The 18,976-nt window shown below is 67.5% G+C and carries 16 protein-coding genes and 1 tRNA gene; 16 read left to right on the top strand and 1 reads right to left on the bottom strand.

What is annotated here, in order from left to right; genetic code table 11:
- Positions 1 to 182 precede the first annotated feature (182 nt).
- The 10 genes from rpmG (at position 183) to NW198_RS06435 (ending at position 12,536) form a co-directional block, all read left to right on the top strand.
- Positions 183 to 332, top strand: a complete 150-nt coding sequence (gene rpmG, locus NW198_RS06480) for a 50S ribosomal protein L33 (RefSeq protein WP_072374082.1) — start codon at positions 183 to 185, stop codon at positions 330 to 332.
- A 20-nt stretch (positions 333 to 352) separates the two neighbouring features.
- Positions 353 to 428 (top strand) — tRNA-Trp (locus tag NW198_RS06475).
- 73 nt (positions 429 to 501) lie between these two features.
- The gene (secE, locus tag NW198_RS06470) at positions 502 to 885 is read left to right on the top strand and encodes a preprotein translocase subunit SecE (RefSeq protein ID WP_087314562.1); all 384 of its coding nucleotides are present in this window, start codon (positions 502 to 504) and stop codon (positions 883 to 885) included.
- A 3-nt stretch (positions 886 to 888) separates the two neighbouring features.
- Positions 889 to 1,437 carry a transcription termination/antitermination protein NusG gene (gene nusG, locus NW198_RS06465; RefSeq protein WP_087314560.1) on the top strand — a complete coding sequence of 183 codons (549 nt, stop codon included), beginning with the start codon at positions 889 to 891 and terminating at the stop codon, positions 1,435 to 1,437.
- A gap of 92 nt (positions 1,438 to 1,529) precedes the next feature.
- The gene (gene rplK, locus NW198_RS06460; protein ID WP_087314558.1) at positions 1,530 to 1,958 is read left to right on the top strand and encodes a 50S ribosomal protein L11; all 429 of its coding nucleotides are present in this window, start codon (positions 1,530 to 1,532) and stop codon (positions 1,956 to 1,958) included.
- Positions 1,959 to 2,040: 82 nt separating this feature from the next.
- Positions 2,041 to 2,748 carry a 50S ribosomal protein L1 gene (gene rplA / locus NW198_RS06455; RefSeq protein WP_087314556.1) on the top strand — a complete coding sequence of 236 codons (708 nt, stop codon included), beginning with the start codon at positions 2,041 to 2,043 and terminating at the stop codon, positions 2,746 to 2,748.
- Between the two features lie 288 nt (positions 2,749 to 3,036).
- Positions 3,037 to 3,558, top strand: a complete 522-nt coding sequence (rplJ, locus tag NW198_RS06450; protein WP_087314554.1) for a 50S ribosomal protein L10 — start codon at positions 3,037 to 3,039, stop codon at positions 3,556 to 3,558.
- Positions 3,559 to 3,657: 99 nt separating this feature from the next.
- Positions 3,658 to 4,041 carry a 50S ribosomal protein L7/L12 gene (gene rplL / locus NW198_RS06445; RefSeq protein WP_258340468.1) on the top strand — a complete coding sequence of 128 codons (384 nt, stop codon included), beginning with the start codon at positions 3,658 to 3,660 and terminating at the stop codon, positions 4,039 to 4,041.
- 633 nt (positions 4,042 to 4,674) lie between these two features.
- Entirely contained in the window at positions 4,675 to 8,106 is a 3,432-nt protein-coding gene (locus NW198_RS06440) for a DNA-directed RNA polymerase subunit beta (protein WP_375378030.1), read from the top strand.
- A 5-nt stretch (positions 8,107 to 8,111) separates the two neighbouring features.
- Positions 8,112 to 12,536, top strand: a complete 4,425-nt coding sequence (locus NW198_RS06435; protein ID WP_258340466.1) for a DNA-directed RNA polymerase subunit beta' — start codon at positions 8,112 to 8,114, stop codon at positions 12,534 to 12,536.
- A gap of 196 nt (positions 12,537 to 12,732) precedes the next feature.
- On the opposite strand, the gene NW198_RS06430 is transcribed toward NW198_RS06435, so the two are convergent.
- A complete protein-coding gene (locus NW198_RS06430) occupies positions 12,733 to 13,491 on the bottom strand; it encodes a biotin--[acetyl-CoA-carboxylase] ligase (protein ID WP_258340465.1) in 759 nt (252 codons plus the stop codon).
- A 163-nt stretch (positions 13,492 to 13,654) separates the two neighbouring features.
- Between NW198_RS06430 and NW198_RS06425 the strand changes: the two genes are divergently transcribed.
- The 6 genes from NW198_RS06425 (at position 13,655) to fabF (ending at position 18,904) form a co-directional block, all read left to right on the top strand.
- Entirely contained in the window at positions 13,655 to 14,614 is a 960-nt protein-coding gene (locus NW198_RS06425; protein WP_258340464.1) for a 3-oxoacyl-ACP synthase III family protein, read from the top strand.
- 61 nt (positions 14,615 to 14,675) lie between these two features.
- Positions 14,676 to 14,912 (top strand): phosphopantetheine-binding protein, encoded by a 237-nt coding sequence (locus NW198_RS06420; RefSeq protein ID WP_087314542.1) that lies wholly within the window; start codon positions 14,676 to 14,678, stop codon positions 14,910 to 14,912.
- A gap of 2 nt (positions 14,913 to 14,914) precedes the next feature.
- On the top strand, positions 14,915 to 15,859 hold the full coding sequence (gene fabK / locus NW198_RS06415; RefSeq protein ID WP_258340463.1) for an enoyl-[acyl-carrier-protein] reductase FabK: 945 nt from the start codon (positions 14,915 to 14,917) through the stop codon (positions 15,857 to 15,859).
- A complete protein-coding gene (locus tag NW198_RS06410) occupies positions 15,847 to 16,794 on the top strand; it encodes an ACP S-malonyltransferase (protein ID WP_087314538.1) in 948 nt (315 codons plus the stop codon). The genes fabK and NW198_RS06410 overlap by 13 nt, the downstream gene beginning before the upstream one ends.
- A gap of 2 nt (positions 16,795 to 16,796) precedes the next feature.
- Positions 16,797 to 17,567 (top strand): 3-oxoacyl-[acyl-carrier-protein] reductase, encoded by a 771-nt coding sequence (gene fabG / locus NW198_RS06405; RefSeq protein WP_258340462.1) that lies wholly within the window; start codon positions 16,797 to 16,799, stop codon positions 17,565 to 17,567.
- Positions 17,568 to 17,653: 86 nt separating this feature from the next.
- On the top strand, positions 17,654 to 18,904 hold the full coding sequence (fabF, locus tag NW198_RS06400; RefSeq protein WP_258340461.1) for a beta-ketoacyl-ACP synthase II: 1,251 nt from the start codon (positions 17,654 to 17,656) through the stop codon (positions 18,902 to 18,904).
- Positions 18,905 to 18,976: the final 72 nt, after the last annotated feature.

Raw genomic sequence — 18,976 nt, 5'->3', positions numbered from 1 at the left:
AGACCCGGCGTCCTCGCGACGCCGGGTCTTTTTTGCGCGTCCTTCTTGCTATTTGCGGATTTTGTGATGCGAGCCGTGTCATCGTCAGGGGGTTGACAGTTCGGGCAGACCGATGGTATCGTTCTCCATCGCGTCACGTTCGAGGGAAACCCCCTCCAACGAGAAGTTCTTCAGGAGGATCAATGCGTACTCTAGTTACCCTCGCGTGCACCGAGTGCAAGCGCCGCAACTACACCACGGACAAGAACAAGTCCAACAACCCCGATCGCATGGAGTTGAAGAAGTACTGCCCGTGGTGCCGTAAGCACACGCTTCACAGGGAGACCCGCTAACCAAGGTGGGTTTTCATCACAGGCCAGTAGCTCCAATGGTAGAGCGGCGGTCTCCAAAACCGTTTGTTGAGGGTTCGAGTCCTTCCTGGCCTGCCAGATTTCACCACCGGCTTTCCCTTCGGGGTTAGCCGGTTTCCATGTAAGGGACCGTTTTCTTAGGAGTCGAGGGATGGCCAACAAGGACCGTAACAAGAGGAGCGTCCGCAAGGCGCGAGCCGAGGAGCGCGCTCGCGTCGAGGCTGCGCGCGCCGCCTCTGAGCCCGAGGACGCCAAGAAGGCGGTCGAGAAGAGCGAGAAGGCCGCCGCCAAGGCAGAGAAGAAGGCCGCCAAGGAGGAGCGCGCCAAGGCGCACCCCGGCCCCATCCGCCGTCTGCGCAACTATCTCGGCGACGTCCGCTCCGAGATGCGTCGCGTTGTGTGGCCCTCCAAGAGCGAGCTCAAGAGCTACTCGGTGGCCATCATCGCGATGCTCATCGTCTTTGGCATCATCATCTGGCTCGTCGACTCCGGTATCGTCGCCGCGCTCGTCGGCTACACCGGCCTGAGGGGGTAGACCATGGCTAAGCGCTGGTACGTGATTCACACCTACTCAGGGTACGAGAACAAGGTCAAGGCAGACCTCGAGCACCGCATCGAGACCTATGGTCTTGAGGACAAGGTCGTGGACATCCAGATCCCGACCGAGGAGGTCACCGAGATCAAGGACGGCGGCAAGCGCGAGACCAAGGAGTCCAAGGTCTTCCCGAGCTACGTCCTCGTTCGCATGGAGATCGACGACAACACCTGGGCCGTCGTGCGCAACACCCCCGGCGTGACCGGCTTCGTCGGTCTCGACGGCAAGCCGACGCCGCTTCGTCGCGACGAGTTCGACAAGATCATGCGTCGCTCCGGCGGCCGCGGCACCTCCGCCCCGGCGCCCAAGCGCACCGCCACCAACATCGAGGTCGGTCAGTCCGTCAAGGTCCTCTCCGGGCCCCTCGCGGACTTCGACGGTCTCGTGTCCGAGGTCATGCCCGAGTCCGGCAAGGTCAAGGTCATGCTCACCATCTTCGGCCGCGAGACGCCCGTCGAGCTCACCCTCGACCAGATCTCGGTCATCGGATAGCAGACATCCCGCCCACCCGGCATCGGTGAGGATAGCTTCTCGGGCTGGGCGCCTTCATAGATCGCAACGACAGAGTCCCCAAGGAGAGAGACATGGCCAAGAAGCAGGTCACCAACTTCATCAAGCTCCAGATTCCCGCCGGCGCCGCCAACCCCGCGCCTCCCGTCGGCCCCGCCCTCGGTGCCGCCCAGGTCAACATCATGCAGTTCTGCCAGGCCTTCAACGCCGCCACGCAGGACAAGGCCGGCGACATCATCCCGGTCGAGATCACGGTCTACGAGGACCGCAGCTTCGACTTCGTCTGCAAGACCCCGCCTGCCGCTGAGCTCATCAAGAAGGAGCTCGGCCTCAAGGGTGGCTCCGGCGTCCCCCAGCGCGACAAGGTCGGCCAGCTCTCCCAGGAGCAGCTCACCAAGATCGCCGAGATCAAGATGCCCGACCTCAACGCCAACGACATCGAGGCCGCCAAGAAGATCGTCGCCGGCACCGCTCGCTCCATGGGCGTCACCATCGCCGAGTAGCCAGCACTGATGAAGAGGGACCGTCCCTTTTCGTCATCGATGTGGGAGGGCGAGAAGCCCGCTGACCACAGGAGGTAAGAACATGCCTAAGCACGGAAAGAACTACAAGGCCGCCGCCGCCAAGGTCGACAGCACCAAGCTCTACACCCCGAAGGAGGCCATGGAGCTCGCCAAGGAGCTGTCCCCCGCCAAGTTCGACGAGACCGTCGAGGTCGCCGTCCGTCTCGGCGTCGACACCCGCAAGGCCGACCAGAACGTCCGCGGCTCCATCGCGCTGCCCCACGGCACCGGCAAGACCGTCCGCGTCGCCGTCTTCGCCGAGGGCGAGAAGGCCCGCGAGGCCGAGGCCGCCGGCGCCGACGTCATCGGCTCCGATGACCTCGTGGCCCAGATCCAGGCTGGCGAGCTGAACTTCGACGCCGCCATCGCCACGCCCAACATGATGGGCAAGGTCGGCCGCCTCGGCAAGATCCTCGGCCCCCGTGGCCTCATGCCCAACCCCAAGCTCGGCACCGTCACCATGGACGTCGCCAAGATGGTCGGCGAGCTCAAGGCCGGCCGCGTCGAGTACCGCGCCGACCGCTACGGCATCTGCCACGTCCCGATGGGCAAGGTGTCCTTCGACACCCAGAAGCTCGTCGAGAACTACGGCGCGCTCATCAACGAGCTGCTCCGCGTGAAGCCGTCCAGCGCCAAGGGCAAGTACGTCAAGTCCGTCGTCGTCTCCACCACGATGGGCCCTGGCATCAAGATCGACTCCACCAAGACCCGCAACCTCATGGACGAGTAGCGGGAGCGCGTTCTTCTCGCTTGGAGATTTCTTGATTGCTTGACGGGCGTCCTTTGCCGTGACACAATGTCACGCGCAGGACGCCCGTCCTGCGTTACGTCCGCACGTTCCGCTGCCAAAGACAGCCGGTGCCGCAAGGCTTAATGGGAAATCCCGCCTGCCGAGGTGGTCTCAGAGATTGCATCCTCGAGGACCCCGCTTTGGCTGCGCCAGCGGGGTCTTCTTTTGCGGAGGGCCCGCCTGTTGGCGGCTCGTGCCCGAAGCTCTATGAGGAGGTGTACAGAACACATGCCGTCCAAGTCCAATGTCGCTATGCTCGAGAAGGTCGCCAGCTCCCTGGAGGCCGCCGGTGGCGTCTTCGTTGTTGACTATCGTGGCCTCTCCGTCAAGGAGACCCAGGAGGTCCGTCGCGCCCTGCGCGCGGCCGGCGCCGAGATGAAGGTCTACAAGAACAACATCGTCAAGATCGCCCTCGAGAACGCCGGGATGCCCAACATCGACGAGATGCTCTCCGGCACCTGCGCCTACGTCTTCTACGAGAAGGACCCCGTCGATGCCGCCAAGGTCATCAAGGAGCAGTCCGATAAGCTCAAGAAGATGGCGTTTGTCGGTGCTATCGCCGATGGCAAGGCTCTCACGGCCGATGAGGCCAAGGCCTACGCCGACCTGCCCAACCGCGAGCAGCTCATGGGTCAGATCGCTGGTCTCATCAGCGGCTTCGCCCGTGGCATCGCCGTGTGCGTCAACGAGGTCCCGTCCGGTCTCGCCCGCACCATCAGCGCTGTCTCCGAGCAGAAGCAGGCCGCCTAGCGGCCAGACGCGGCTCGTCCGCACCCCGAGGGGCGCATCGCGCCTCGCAACCACACAGACCATCCGCGCACGACGCGCGGGATCGAAAGGAAACCAAAAATGGCTAAGCTTACCACCGAGGAGATCATTGACGCCCTCAAGGAGATGACCCTTCTCGAGGCCTCCGAGCTCGTCAAGGCTATCGAGGACACCTTCGGCGTCTCCGCCGCCGCCCCCGTCGCCGCCGTCGCCGCCGCTCCGGCTGCCGGCGCTGCCGCCGAGGAGGAGGAGAAGACCAACTTCGACGTCGTCCTCGAGTCCTTCGGCGACAACAAGATCGCCGTCATCAAGGTCGTCCGCGCTCTGACCAGCCTCGGCCTCAAGGAGGCCAAGGAGGTCGTCGAGGGTGCCCCCAAGGCCGTCCTCGAGGGCGCCAAGAAGGATGACGCCGAGGCCGCCAAGAAGCAGCTCGAGGAGGCCGGCGCCGTCGTCACCCTCAAGTAAGTTCGCTTACTTCGGGTCACGCGATCGCGTACCTTCAAGGGGTCGGGCCCACGGGTCCGGCCCCTTTTTGTGTGCGTGCAGAGCCTGCGCCGCGTGCACGCACTTACGAGTGCGCGCATCGAGTGCGGGCGAGGAGTGCGGGCGGATTATGGGCGGAGGGGCCCCGGGTGCGGGGTCCTTCTCGGCATATGGCGTCGAGTGCGCGCATCGAGTGCGCTGGAGCCCGCACTGGATGAGGACTGCCGAGAAGTGCGGGCGTCCTCCCGGCCGATGCCGAGAGGTGCGGGCGTCCTCCCGGCCGATGCCGAGAGGTGCGGGCAGCCAGCAGGTCCTTATCGGCGAGCGGTAGGGCCGGCTTCACAGGGCACCACCGAACCTTCACAACAAGGTTCTTCTCGGCAGCATATATCCGCAGGTAGATTGAGTGAGCGAGAGAACATACTCGAAAACGGGAGGCAAGTCAAGGCTTTTCATTGACCGGGGAGAGGCGTTTCGGTAACTTATTACGTTGCGACAATTGCCGCCTTCCACCCTTTTTGAAGGAGGAAAAGCCTGGTGTCTACCGCAAAGACTGCTCTTACGAAACCACAGGGAACGACCGGACGCAAGACCTTTAGCAAGATTGCTCCCGCGATGGAGCTGCCGAACCTGATCTCCGTGCAGAAGGAGTCGTTCGAGCGCTTCATGGGGGAGGGGCTTGCCGAGTCCTTCGCGGAGTTCTCCCCGATCGAGAACTCTGCCCACACCCTCCAGGTCACCTTTGGTGACCACCAGTTCGGCGACCCCGCGCACACGATCGCGGAGTGCCGTGCCAAGGACATCTCCTACCAGGCCCCCCTCTTCGTTGACGTGCGCTTTGTCAACAAGGAGACCGGCGAGATCAAGGAGCAGCTCGTCTTCATGGGCGACTTCCCGCTCATGACGGAGCGCGGCACCTTTGTCATCAACGGCACCGAGCGCGTGGTCGTCTCCCAGCTCGTCCGCTCCCCGGGCGTCTACTTTGCCTCCGAGATGGACAACGGCGTCCGCGTCTTCAAGGCCCAGTTCATCCCCGCGCGCGGCGCGTGGCTGGAGTTTGAGGTCGACAAGCGCGGCCACCTCGTCGTGTCCATCGACCGTAAGCGCCGCCAGTCCGCGACGATGTTCCTGCGTGCCCTCGGCATCGCCGAGACCGACGACGAGATCCTCACCCTCCTCGGTGACTCCGACGTCGTCCGCAACACGCTCGAGCGCGACGTGGCCACCACGCGTGAGGACGCCCTGCTCGAGATCTACCGTCGCCAGCGCCCCGGCGAGCCCCCCACCGTGGACTCCGCCCGCTCCCTGCTCGACGGCCTCTACTTCAACGAGCAGCGCTACGACCTCGCCCGCGTGGGCCGCTACAAGGTCAACAAGAAGCTCGGCATCGACTCCGAGACCGGCGAGCGCGTCCTCACCGTCGACGACATCGTCGAGGCCCTGCGCTACCTGCTGGCGCTGGCCGCCGGCGACCCGTCCAAGCGCCTCGACGACATCGACCACTTCGGCAACCGCCGTGTCCGCACCGTGGGCGAGCTGGTCCAGAACCAGTTCCGCATCGGCATGAGCCGCATGGAGCGCGTGGTGCGCGAGCGCATGGCCTCCCAGGACGTGGACGACATCACGCCGCAGAGCCTGATCAACATCCGCCCGATCGTGGCCGCGATCAAGGAGTTCTTTGGCTCCTCGCAGCTCTCCCAGTTCATGGACCAGGCCAACCCGCTGGCCGGCCTCACGCACAAGCGTCGCCTCTCGGCCCTCGGCCCGGGCGGCCTCGCCGGCCACAAGTCCGGCTCGAGCCGCCGCACCAACGTCCCCACCGCGGTGCGCGACGTCCACAACTCGCACTACTCCCGCATGTGCCCGATCGAGACGCCCGAGGGCCCCAACATCGGCCTCATTGGCTCGCTCGCGCTCTACGCGCACGTCAACGAGTACGGCTTCATCGAGGCCCCGTACCGTCGCGTCGAGAACGGCGTGGTCACCGACAAGATCGACTGGATGACGGCCGATGAGGAGGAGGCGCACAACATCGCCCCCGCCAACACGCCGTTTGACCCCGAGACCGGCCGCTTCGTCGAGGTCGACTCCAAGGGCAACGTCACCCACCCCGACCGCGTCATCGCGCGCACCCGCGACTTCGACGGCTCCTTCGGCGCCCCGGCGCAGGTCCCCGTCGACGAGGTCGACTACATGGACGTCTCGCCGCGCCAGCTGCTCTCCGTCGCGGCCAACCTCATCCCGTTCCTCGAGCACGACGACGCCAAGCGTACCCTCATGGGCGCGAACATGCAGCGCCAGGCCGTGCCCCTGATCCGCTCGAGCGCCCCGTACGTGGGCACGGGCATGGAGGAGCGCGCCGCGCTCGACTCCGGCGAGCTCATCTGCGCCGCCCACGCCGGCATCGTCTCCGAGGTCGACGCCGCCCACGTGGTCGTCTACTCCGACGCCTACGGCTCCAAGCGCTACGACCTCCCCAAGTACCAGCGCTCCAACCAGTCCACCTGCATCAACCACCGCCCGATCGTCCACGCGGGCGACCACGTCGAGGCCGGCCAGCCCCTCGCCGACGGCACCTCGATCGACCACACCGAGCTCGCCCTGGGCGCCAACCTCACCGTGGCCTACATGCCGTGGGAGGGCTTCAACTACGAGGACGGCATCATCGTCTCCGAGCGCGTGGTCCAGGAGGACCTGCTCACCTCGGTCAACATCTCCCGTCACGAGATCGACGCCCGCGACACCAAGCTCGGTCCCGAGGAGATTACCCGCGAGATCCCCAACCTCTCCGAGGACATGCTCGCCAACCTCGACGATGACGGCATCATCCGCATCGGCGCCGAGGTCGGCCCCGGCGACATCCTCGTCGGCAAGGTCACGCCCAAGGGCGAGACGGCCCTGACCGCCGAGGAGCGCCTCCTGCGCGCGATCTTTGGCGCCAAGGCCCACGACGTCCGCGACACCTCCCTCAAGATGCCGCATGGCGCCTACGGCCGCGTTGTCGACGTGGTGCGCTTCAGCCGCGAGGCCGGCGACGACCTGCCGCCCGGCGTCAACGAGCTCGTCCGCGTCTTCGTCGCGCAGCGCCGCAAGATCCAGCAGGGCGACAAGATCGCCGGCCGTCACGGCAACAAGGGCGTCGTCTGCAACGTCCTGCCGGTCGAGGACATGCCCTACATGGCCGACGGCACGCCCGTCGACGTCCTTCTAGACCCGCTGGGCGTCCCCTCCCGTATGAACGTCGGCCAGTTGCTCGAGTGCCACCTCGGCTGGGGCGCCTCTCACGGCTGGGACGACGAGTCCGAGAACTCCGAGCGCTACGTGCCCGGCCCCATCCGCGTGGCCACGCCGGTCTTTGACGGCGCCACCGACGACGAGGTCGCCGAGCTCCTGCGCCGCACCAACATCAACCTCATGAACAAGGCCAAGCTCGACTACGGCGACCGAATGCGCGAGGAGTTTGTCCCGCAGCTGAGCGACCTCGGCAAGACCACGCTCTACGACGGCCGCACCGGCGAGCCCTTCGAGAGCCCGATTACCGTGGGCACGAGCTACATCCTGAAGCTCGGCCACATGGTCGACGACAAGATCCACGCGCGTTCGACCGGCCCCTACAGCCTCGTCACCCAGCAGCCTCTCGGCGGCAAGGCCCAGTTCGGCGGCCAGCGCTTCGGCGAGATGGAGGTGTGGGCCCTCTACGCCTACGGCGCGGCCAACGTCCTCCAGGAGATCCTCACCGTCAAGTCCGACGACACCAACGGCCGCGTGAAGACCTACGAGTCGATCGTCAAGGGCGAGAACGTCCCGTCCGCGGGCATCCCCGAGTCCTTCAAGGTCCTCGTCAAGGAGATTCGCTCGCTCGCGCTCGACATCGAGCCGATCTCCTACAAGAAGCGCGCCGAGCGCGCCGCCCAGGAGGAGCAGGCCGTCGCGGAGAGCTCCGTCGACGTCTTCGCCGACATGGTCTCCGACGGCGCCGAGCTCGCCGATGACCCTGAGAACGCCGAGGCCGCCCTCGTTGGCGACGCTCTGAGCGATAAGGAGTAGCGACTGTGGCAGATTTCGACACCACCGACTTCGACGCGATCAAGATCTCCCTTGCCTCCGCTGACCGCATTCGCAGCTGGTCGTGCGGCGAGGTCAAGAAGCCCGAGACGATCAACTACCGCACCCTCAAGCCCGAGAAGGACGGTCTGTTCTGCGAGAAGATCTTTGGCCCGCAGAAGGACTGGGAGTGCGCCTGCGGCAAGTACAAGGGCATCCGCTTCCGCGGCATCGTCTGCGAGCGCTGCGGCGTCGAGGTGACCACGGCCAAGGTGCGCCGCGAGCGCATGGGCCACATCGAGCTTGCCGCCCCGGTGAGCCACATCTGGTACTTCAAGAGCCCCACGAGCTTCCCGCTGGCCCGCCTGCTCGACATCAAGAGCAAGGACCTCGAGAAGGTCCTGTACTTCGCCAGCTACATCATCACCAACGTCGACACCGAGGCCCGCGAGGCCGACGCCGACGACCTCAAGGAGGAGCTGGCCGCCGACCTCGAGGAGCTCGACGCCGAGCGCGACGAGCAGATCGAGCGCCTGAAGGAGCAGGGTGAGGCCCCCGAGGACGAGTTCGGCGACGTCGAGCCGCTCTCGGCCGACGAGATCCGCGCCGGCATCGCCGACCTCGAGGAGGAGTACGAGGAGGAGAAGGCGCTGCGCCGCGACGCCTACGAGAAGTTCATGCAGCTCGAGGAGCGCGAGCTCATCTCCGACGAGGGGCTCTTCTCCGAGCTCAAGCGCTACTACGGCATCTACTTCAAGGGCGGCATGGGCGCCGAGGCCGTGCGCGAGCTGCTGCGCGGCATCGACCTTGAGTCCGAGGCCCAGACCCTGCGTCAGATCATCGCCTCCGACGACGCCCAGAAGCAGAAGCGCGAGAAGGCCATCAAGCGCCTGGAGATCGTCGACGCCTTCCTCAAGGGCGGCAACGACCCGGCCAACATGATCCTCGACGTCATCCCCGTCATCCCGCCCGACCTGCGCCCGATGGTGCAGCTCGACGGCGGCCGCTTCGCGGCGTCGGACCTCAACGACCTCTACCGTCGTGTCATCAACCGCAACAACCGCCTCAAGCGCCTGCTCGACCTCGACGCCCCGGCGATCATCGTCAACAACGAGAAGCGCATGCTTCAGGAGTCCGTCGACGCCCTCTTTGACAACGGCCGTCGCGGCCGCCCGGTCACCGGCCGCGGCGGGCGCCCGCTGAAGTCGCTCGCCGAGGCCCTCAAGGGCAAGCAGGGCCGCTTCCGTCAGAACCTGCTCGGCAAGCGCGTCGACTACTCCGGCCGCTCGGTCATCGTCGTCGACCCCAAGCTCAAGCTGCACCAGTGCGGCCTGCCCTCGCAGATGGCCCTCGAGCTCTTCAAGCCCTTCGTGATGCGCCGTCTCGTCGAGCTCGGCAAGGTCGAGAACATCAAGGGCGCCAAGCGCGCGATCGACCGTCAGATGCCGGCCGTCTGGGACGTGCTGTCCGAGGTCATCCAGGACCGCCTCGTTCTTCTCAACCGCGCACCTACGCTGCACCGTCTGTCCATCCAGGCCTTCGAGCCGGTTCTCGTTGAGGGCAAGGCCATCCACCTGCACCCGCTCGTGTGCGCCCCCTTCAACGCCGACTTCGACGGCGACCAGATGTCGGTGCACGTGCCGCTCTCCACGCAGGCCCAGACCGAGGCCCGCGTGCTGATGCTCTCGTCCAACAACCTGCGCAGCCCCGCGTCCGGCAAGGTGCTCACCGTGCCATCGCAGGACATGGTCTTCGGCGCCTACTTCCTCACCACCGAGAAGGGCGAGAAGAGCGACTCCACCCCGGTCTTCGCCGACTTCGACGACGCGCTGCTCGCCATCGACATGAAGCGTGACCTCGGCATCCAGGAGCCCGTCATCGTGCGCGTCTCCGCCGCCGACGCCAACGTCGATCAGGACGGCCGCAAGATCTTCCGCGTGCTGTCGAGCAAGGGCGTCTTCGAGGACTTCGACGTCACCGAGCACAGCGCCCGCTTCGAGACCACGCCGGGCCGCATCATCTTCAACCGTCAGTGCCTGCCGGCCGACTACCCCTTCATCAACTACAAGATGGTGAAGAGCGACATCTCCGCGCTGGTCAACGACTGCTGCGATCGCTACACCACGGCCGAGGTCGAGCCGATCCTCGACGCCATCAAGGAGACCGGCTTCCACTACGCCACGATCGCCGGCCTGACGGTCTCGGTGTGGGACGCCGTCATCCCCGAGGACAAGCCGCTGCTGCTCGACGAGGCGCAGGCGCGCGTCGACGAGATCAACGAGTACTACGAGGACGGCTTCCTGTCCGAGCGCGAGCGTCACGTCGAGGTCGTCAACGCCTGGACCGAGTGCACCGACCTTCTCGGCTCCGAGATGCTCGAGGGCTTCGCCGAGGACAACCCCATCTACATGATGGCCGACTCCGGCGCCCGTGGCTCCAAGACCCAGCTCCGCCAGCTCGCGGGCATGCGCGGCCTCATGGCCGACATGTCCGGCGAGACGATCGACCTGCCGATCAAGGCCAACTTCCGCGAGGGCCTCGAGCCGCTCGAGTACTTCATCTCCACCTACGGCGCCCGCAAGGGCCTCGTCGACACCGCGTCGCACACCTCCGACTCGGGTTACCTGACCCGTCGTCTGGTCGACGTGGCCCAGGACGTCATCGTCCGCGAGGAGGACTGCGGCACCGACGAGGGCGTGACCTACCCGCTCATCAAGCCGGGCGAGACGAGCGTCGACACCGACCTCATCGGCCGCTGCGCCCTGAACGACATCTGCGACCCTGCCACCGGCGAGGTCCTCATCGCCAAGGACGGCTACGTCGAGTCCAAGGACGACCTCGAGATGCTCGTCGAGCACGGCCTCATGAAGATCGAGCTCCGCGCCCTTCTCACCTGCAAGTCCAAGTACGGCGTCTGCCAGAAGTGCTACGGCTGGGACCTCTCCACGCGTCGCCCCGTCAACATCGGCACGGCCGTGGGCATCATCGCCGCCCAGTCCATCGGCGAGCCGGGCACCCAGCTCACGATGCGCACCATTCACTCCGGCGGCGTCGCGGGCGCTGACGACATCACGCAGGGCCTCCCCACGGTCGCCCGCATGTTCGACGTCGTCGGCAACGTCAACGAGAAGATCCTCGGGCGCGAGGCCGACCTGGCCCCCGTCTCCGGCACCCTGCGCATCACCCCGGAGCAGACCGAGTACCTGCTGCGCATCTACGACACCGAGGACCCCTCCCGCATCATCGAGGAGTGGCGCGTCCCGGCCTCCGTCCGCTTCATGCCGGGCGTCGAGGACGGCGTCGAGGTCCGTGCCGGCGATCAGATTACCCGCGGCTTCGTCAACTTCCGCAAGCTGCGTCGCCTCACCGACATCGAGTCGACGATGCACATCTTCGTCGAGTCGGTCAAGGACGTCTACACCTCCCAGGGCGTCGACCTCAACGACAAGCACATCGAGGTCATCGCTCGCCAGATGCTGCGCCGCGTCCAGGTGACCAACCCCGGCGACTCCCAGTACCTGCTGGGTCAGTACGTCGACCGCTACGTCTTCGCGGACACCGTGCGCAACGTCACCCTCGCCGGCGGCACCCCGCCCGAGGCCGAGCCGGTTATCCTCGGCACCCTCAAGGTGGCGAGCTCTATCGACTCCTGGCTCTCCAGCGCGTCGTTCATCCGCACCGCGGGCGTCCTCACCGAGGCCGCCATCGAGGGTGACGTCGATCACCTGCTCGACCTCAAGTCCAACGTCATCGTGGGCAAGCAGATCCCGGCCGGCACCGGCCTCTCCGCCTACCACGACGTCAACCTCACCTACCACGGGACCAAGATCGACGGCCCCACGTCCCCGCTCGCCAAGAGCCTGCCCGAGTGGGCGCCCGACGAGCTCAAGGGCATCGAGGAGCAGCTGCCCAAGCAGCTCGACTGGGTTGGCGACGACTACGGCTTTGGCGGCGTGTACTCCAAGAACGGCCGCACGCTCTCGAGCGAGGACGCCAAGCTCTACCTCTTCGACGACCTCGGCGTCTCGCAGCGCTGGACCAACAAGTTCAGCGAGGTGGGCATCGAGACGGTGGGCGACCTCATCGGCAAGACCGAGGACGACCTGCTGCGCATCGACGGCATCGGCGCCAAGGCGATCGAGGAGCTCCGCGACGGCCTCGAGGCCCGCGGCCTGCTCTACATCCTCGAGCCCGATGACTCCGAGGCTGACAGCGAGGACCTGTCCCAGCTTCTGAACATGGTCTTCTCGCCTGACGCCGACGCCGACATCATGCTCGGCACCGCGGCGCCCTCCACGCACCACTTCGATGACGACGAGCTCATCGGCGGCTCCGAGGCGCCGTCCAGCGACTCCGACATCATCAACGAGGATCTCGGCTCCCTCGACGACCTCCTCTCGCAGGTGGTCCGCCAGGAGTCCGAAGAGGAGTAGCGCTCGACTACGAACCCGTTAGAGCGGCCCCGCCCTTCTCTCCGGCTCACTGTGCTTCGCGCAGAAGTCGCCGGATGAGAAGGGCGGGGCCGCTCGGCCTTCTTATCGAAGGGCGCGGGCAACCAAAGGGCTGGGTTGTGAGGCTGCCTGCGGTGCGAGGTAGTCGCGGCTCCGGCGAACTTTGTGTACAGAAAAGTCAGAGTTTGCTCGGGGTGGCGGGTCGCAGGGAGGCTTGCTCGGCTGAGAAGAACGCGGGGCCGTCAGCGGTCTCCAGCACGGCGCGGCCCCACGCGTCCACGGTCTCGAGGCGCCCCGCGGCCAGGGGCTCGCCCTCGGGCGAGAGCGCCACGACCGGCTCCCCGAGCCAGGCGAGGCGCGCCAGGTAGTCGTCCCGGATGCCGGCCAGCGGCTCGACGCCGCTGCTCGCGGCCCAGCCGTCGACTCGCGCCACGATGCCGCTCCGCAGCGCCTCCGCAAGGGTCGAGAAGGACGGCGCCGCCCCCAGCTCCGTCAGGCAGACGGCCCCCAGCCCGCGCGGGGCGCTTTCGACATTGATGCCCAATCCGCACACGGCGAACGCCTCGCCCGCGCCGTCGCGCCCGGCCTCCACGAGGATGCCGCCGAGCTTGCGTCCGCGCGCGAGCACGTCGTTGGGCCATTTGAGCTGCGGCTCGTTTGAAATCCCCAGAGCCGCGAGCCCGTCGAGGGCGCCCAGTCCGCACGCTGCCGCGAGCCCCGGCAGCCGCGAGGGCGCCACGCGGGGCCGCAACAGCACGGAGAGATAGAGGTTGCCGCGAGGGGAGGCCCACGCGTGACCGCGCCTCCCGCGCCCGGCAGTCTGCCGGCGCGCGGCGACGGCCGTCCCGGCAGCGGCGTTCTTCTCGGCAAGGTCGCGCGCGACGTCGTTGGTGGAGCCCACCTCGTCGAAGATCAGGATGTCGGGCAGGACGCCCATGCTGCTCCCTCCTACGCTTGCGGAAACGATTGTATCCGCAGATGCGCATGTGAAGGACTCGTGGCAATATTGAGAAGCTTGAAAAGCTGGCGACACGGGCGCCCGGCTTTGACTAGCCTACGTAACAGATGTTGACGGGTTAACAACGAGGGAAGGCGGGCAGGTGGGCTTTCGTATTCTGGGAACGGGGTCGGCGCTTCCGGCCCGCTCGGTGACCAACGAGGACCTTTCCGAGTTCCTTGACACCTCCGACGAGTGGATCTTCCCTCGCACCGGCATCAAGAGTCGTCGCATCTGCACCGCCGAGTCGCTCGACGAGCTCTCGGTCGAGGCCAGCCGCGCCGCCCTCGAGGCCGCCGGCGTCACGCCCGACCAGCTTGACCTCATCATCTGCTCGACCACGAGCGGCGACCACCTCATCCCGGCCCAGGCCTGCGCCATCGCCGAGCTTCTCGGCGCCTCGTGCCCCGCCTTCGACGTCTCCGCGGCCTGCGCGGGCTTTGTCTTCGCGCTCGACCTTGCGGACGGCTACTTCGCGCGCGGTCGCGCCGAGCGCGTGCTCGTGGTCGCGGCGGAGAAGATGAGCCGCCTGGTGGACTGGGAGGACCGCGCCACGTGCGTGCTCTTTGGCGACGGCGCGGCCGCGGCCGTGCTCGCCGCGGGCGGCCAGAACCCGCTCGCGATGCGCCTCTCGACCGAGCCCTCCGTCGAGATCCTCCACGTGCCGGGCGTTGCCGGCAGCTCCCCGTACGACGAGACGGAGCGCCCGGCGAGCGTCCTCTCCATGGAGGGGCGTCGCGTCTTCAAGTTTGGCGTGAACGCCATCTGCACCTCGGTGACCGAGCTCGCCCGCGAGGCGGGCGTTGCCGTCGAGGACATCGACCACTTCGTGTTCCACCAGGCCAACGAGCGCATCCTCTCCTCGGCCGTCTCCCGCCTCGGGCTTGACGACGCCAAGGTCACGCGCTCGCTCGCGGAGACCGGCAACATCTCGAGCGCGTGCGTCCCGCTCGCCCTCGACCGGCTCGCCCGCGCCGGCAAGATCACTCCCGGCCAGCTCGTTGCCCTCGTGGGCTTTGGCGCTGGCCTCGACACGGGCGCCTGCCTCCTTCGCTGGGAGTAGGCGCCGCATCACGTCCATTGGAGCGCCCGTCGGGCGCATGGAAAAAGAAGGAGTACCAACAATGGCAGACCAGAGCACCTTTGAGCGCGTGTGCGCGATCGTCCGCGAGCAGGGCGGCCTCGACGACGTCGAGCTGACCGCCGAGACCACGCTCGCTGAGGTTGGCCTCGACAGCCTGGCCACCGTTGAGGCCGTCATGGCCTGCGAGGACGAGTTTGGCATCGAGATTGACGCCGAGTCCAACCCCACCACCATCGGCGAGTTCGTCGAGATGGTCGACTCCCTTCTGGAGAACTAGTCATGCTGCGCACCCCCATCTGCGACCTTCTCGGCATCGAGAAGCCCGTCTTCCAGGGCGGGATGGCCTGGATTGCCGACGCCTCCCTGGCCTCGGCGGTCTCCGAGGCCGGCGGCCTGGGCATCATCGCGGCCATGAACGCAAACGCCGACTGGCTGCGTGACCAGATCCACGAGCTTCGCAAGAAGACCGACAAGCCCTTTGGCGTGAACGTCATGCTCATGAGCCCGTTTGCGGACGAGGTCGCCCAGGTCGTCATCGACGAGCAGGTGCCCGTGGTCATCACGGGCGCAGGGAACCCGACCAAGTACATGAAGGCCTGGAACGCGGCCGGCATCAAGGTCATCCCCGTCGTGGCCTCCGTGGCCATGGCCAAGCTCGTCCAGCGCGCCGGCGCCGTCGCCGTCGTCGCCGAGGGCACCGAGTCCGGCGGCCACATCGGCGAGACCACTACGATGGCGCTCGTCCCCCAGGTCGTCGACGCGGTGAAGATCCCCGTCATCGCCGCCGGCGGCATCGCCGACGGTCGCGGCGTCGCCGCGGCCTTCATGCTCGGCGCCGTGGGGGTCCAGGTGGGGACGCGCTTCCTCGTTGCCAACGAGTGCACCGTGTCCGACCAGTACAAGGACCTGGTCCTCAAGGCAAACGACATCTCCACGCGCGCGACGGGACGCTCCACCGGCCACCCCGTCCGCGCCCTCAAGAACCCGTTCTCCAACAAGTACGCCCAGATGGAGTCCGCCGGCGCCTCCGAGGAGGAGCTCAACGCCCTCGGCACCGGCGCCCTGCGCAAGGCCGCCAAGGAGGGCGACTACGAGAACGGCAGCTTCCTGTGCGGGCAGATCGCCGGCATGGTGAAGGAGCGCCAGAGCGCGCTCGAGATCGTGGACGACCTCGTCAACGGGGCCGAGAAGGTCCTGGCAGGAGCGATGCAATGGGTAAGGTAGCGTTTCTGTTTGCCGGCCAGGGCGCCCAGCACCCCGGCATGTGCGCGGACCTCATCGAGTCCGAGGCCGCGGCCAAGGCCGTCTTCGACGCCGCCGACGCCGTGCGTCCCGGCACCACCGAGCAGTGCCTCTCCGGCACCAAGGAGGAGCTCTCGCAGACCATCAACACGCAGCCCTGCGTCTTTGCCGCCGACCTCGCCTGCGCCCGCGCGCTGGCCGCGCGCGGCGTGACGCCGGACGTGGTCGCGGGCTTCTCGCTCGGCGAGGTCGCCGCGCTCACGTTTGCCGGCGCCTACACCGACGAGCAGGGCTTCGAGCTCGTGTGCCACCGCGCCGAGCTCATGGCTGACGCCGCCGAGAAGAACCCGGGCGCCATGCGCGCCGTCGTGAAGCTCGACTCCGCCACGGTCGAGCGCCTCGCGGCCGAGGCCGCGGGCGAGGATGGCGCGTGCTGGCCCGTGAACTACAACAGCCCGCTGCAGACCGTCGTCGCCGGCACGCCCGAGGCTTGCGAGCGCCTCGACGCGCTGGTGAAGGAGGCCAAGGGCCGCGCGATGAAGGTCGCCGTCTCGGGCGCCTTCCACAGCCCATTCATGGCCGAGGCCGAGCGCGGCCTCGCCGCCTACCTCGAGGACGGCCACGCGCCTGCCGAGCCCACCGTGCCTGTGCTGGCCAACCGAACCGGCGAGGCCTATCCGGCCGACGAGGCGGGGCGCGTCGCCCTTCTCGCCAGCCAGGTGGCAAACCCCGTCCAGTGGGTCCGCACCCTCCAGAACATGGCGGCGGACGGCGTGGACATCTTCGTCGAGGTCGGGCCCGGCAAGACCCTCACGGGTCTTGTGACCCGCACGCTCGAGGGCGTCACCGCGCTGCCGTGCGAGACGGCCGAGCAGCTCGAGGCGGTTCTCGCCGCCCTGTCAAAGGAAGGGGAGTAGCCATGGCCGAGAAGAGCGGCGCCCTCGAGCGCGACGCCTCCCGCCGCGTGGCCCTCGTCACCGGCGCCTCGCGCGGCATCGGCCGCTCGGTCGCCGAGGGGCTGGCGGCGGACGGATTTGACCTCGCCCTCGTCTACGCGGGCAACGAGGCCGCGGCCGCCGAGGCCGTCGCCGCCTGCGAGGCGGCCGGCGCCACCGCGCGCGCCTACCGCTGCGACGTCTCGGACCCCGAGGCCGTCAAGGCCACGGTCGACGCGGTCCTCGCCGACTTTGGGAGCGTCTGGGCCCTCGTCAACAACGCGGGCATCACCCGCGACGGCCTGCTCGTGCGCATGAGCGACGAGGACTTCTCCCGCGTGATCGACGTCAACCTCAAGGGCGCCTTCCACACCGCCCGCGCCCTCGCGCGCGCCTTCATGCGCCAGCGCGGCGGCCGCATCGTGAACATGGCGTCGGTCGTGGGCCTCATGGGCAACGCCGGCCAGGCCAACTACGCCGCCTCCAAGGCGGGCCTCGTGGGCCTCACCAAGTCCCTCGCGCGCGAGCTCGCGCCGCGCGGCGTCACCGTCAACGCCATCGCGCCGGGCTTCGTGGAGACGGACATGACCTCGGTGCTCGCCGACGAGGTCCGCGCCAACTACGAGACGCAGATCCCCCTCGGCCGGCTTGCGAGCGCCGACGAGGTCGCCGCCGTCGCCCGCTTCCTCGTGAGCGACGCCGCGTCCTACGTGACCGGTGAGGTCATCCGCGTCGATGGCGGCATGGCGATGTAAACGGACCGAAGGGGGGAGCGTCCCCTTCCGGCCCATTGGCATACGTCAAGAGGGGACCGTCCCCTTTTGACCCGTTGGGAGATGAGATGGAGCACAGGGTAGCAATCACGGGCATCGGTGCCGTCACGCCGCTTGGCAACACGGCCAAGGAGACGTGGGAGGGCATGGTCGCCGGCCGCTGCGGCATCGGCCCCATCACCCACTTCGACACCGAGAACTTCAAGGTCAAGGTCGCGGCCGAGGTCAAGGACTTCGACGGCGCGGCCCTTCTCGGCAAGCAGGAGGCGGCGCACCTGGACCTCTTCTCCCAGTACGCGCTCGTCGCCTCCGACGAGGCCATGGCCGACTCCGGCCTCGACGTCGAGGGCGTCATCGACCGCGAGCGCCTCGGCGTCTACGTGGGCTCGGGCGTGGGCGGCATCAACGCCTTCGCCGACAACGTCCACGTCATCTCCGAGCGCGGCCCGCGCCGCGCCTCCCCCTTCATGATCACGATGATGATCGCCAACATGGCCTCCGGCAACATCGCCATCCGCCACAAGGCGCTCGGCCCCACCCTGCCCGTCGTGACCGCCTGCGCCACCTCCGCCCACGCCGTGGGCGAGGCCTTCCGCGCCATCAAGCACGGCTACGCCGACGCCATCCTCGCGGGCGGCGCCGAGGCCGCGATCATGCCCGACTCCATCGCGGGCTTCACGAGCTGCCGCGCCCTCACCACCAACCCCGACCCCGCCACCGCGTGCCGCCCGTTCGACGCGGAGCGCAACGGCTTTGTTATGGGCGAGGGCGCCTGCGTGCTCGTCCTCGAGGAGTGGCAGCACGCCGTCGAGCGCGGCGCCCACATCTACGCCGAGGTCGTGGGCTACGGCAACACCGACGACGCCTACCACATCACGAGCCCCGACCCCGAGGCCGACGGCATCACGCGCGCCATCCGCCTTGCGGTGGAGGAGGGCGGCGTCAAGCCGGAGGAGGGCCTCTACATCAACGCCCACGGCACCTCGACCAAGCTCAACGACGCCTCCGAGACCCGCGGCTTCAAGCAGGCCCTCGGCGAGGACGCCGCCCGCGCCGCGCACGTCTCCTCGACCAAGTCGATGACCGGCCACATGATCGGCGCGACGGGTGCCGTCGAGGCCATGGCCTGCGCGCTCGCCCTCGAGAACGGCGTGGTGCCCCCCACCATCAACTACCGCACGCCCGACCCGGAGTGCGACTTGGACTACACCCCCAACGAGGCCGTCGAGTGCGAGCTCACCTGGGCGCTCTCGACCAACCTCGGCTTTGGCGGACACAACGCGGCGCTCGCCCTGCGCGCCGTGGAGAGGAGTGCGTGATGGACGCAGCCAAGATTTCCCAGATCGCCGACGTCATGAGGAGCCACGGCCTCTCGCGCGTGCGCGTCGAGG

The organism is Thermophilibacter sp. ET337 (assembly GCF_024733715.1).
Taxonomy (GTDB): Bacteria; Actinomycetota; Coriobacteriia; order Coriobacteriales; family Atopobiaceae; genus Thermophilibacter.
This window is presented reverse-complemented; position numbering and strand designations above follow the sequence as displayed.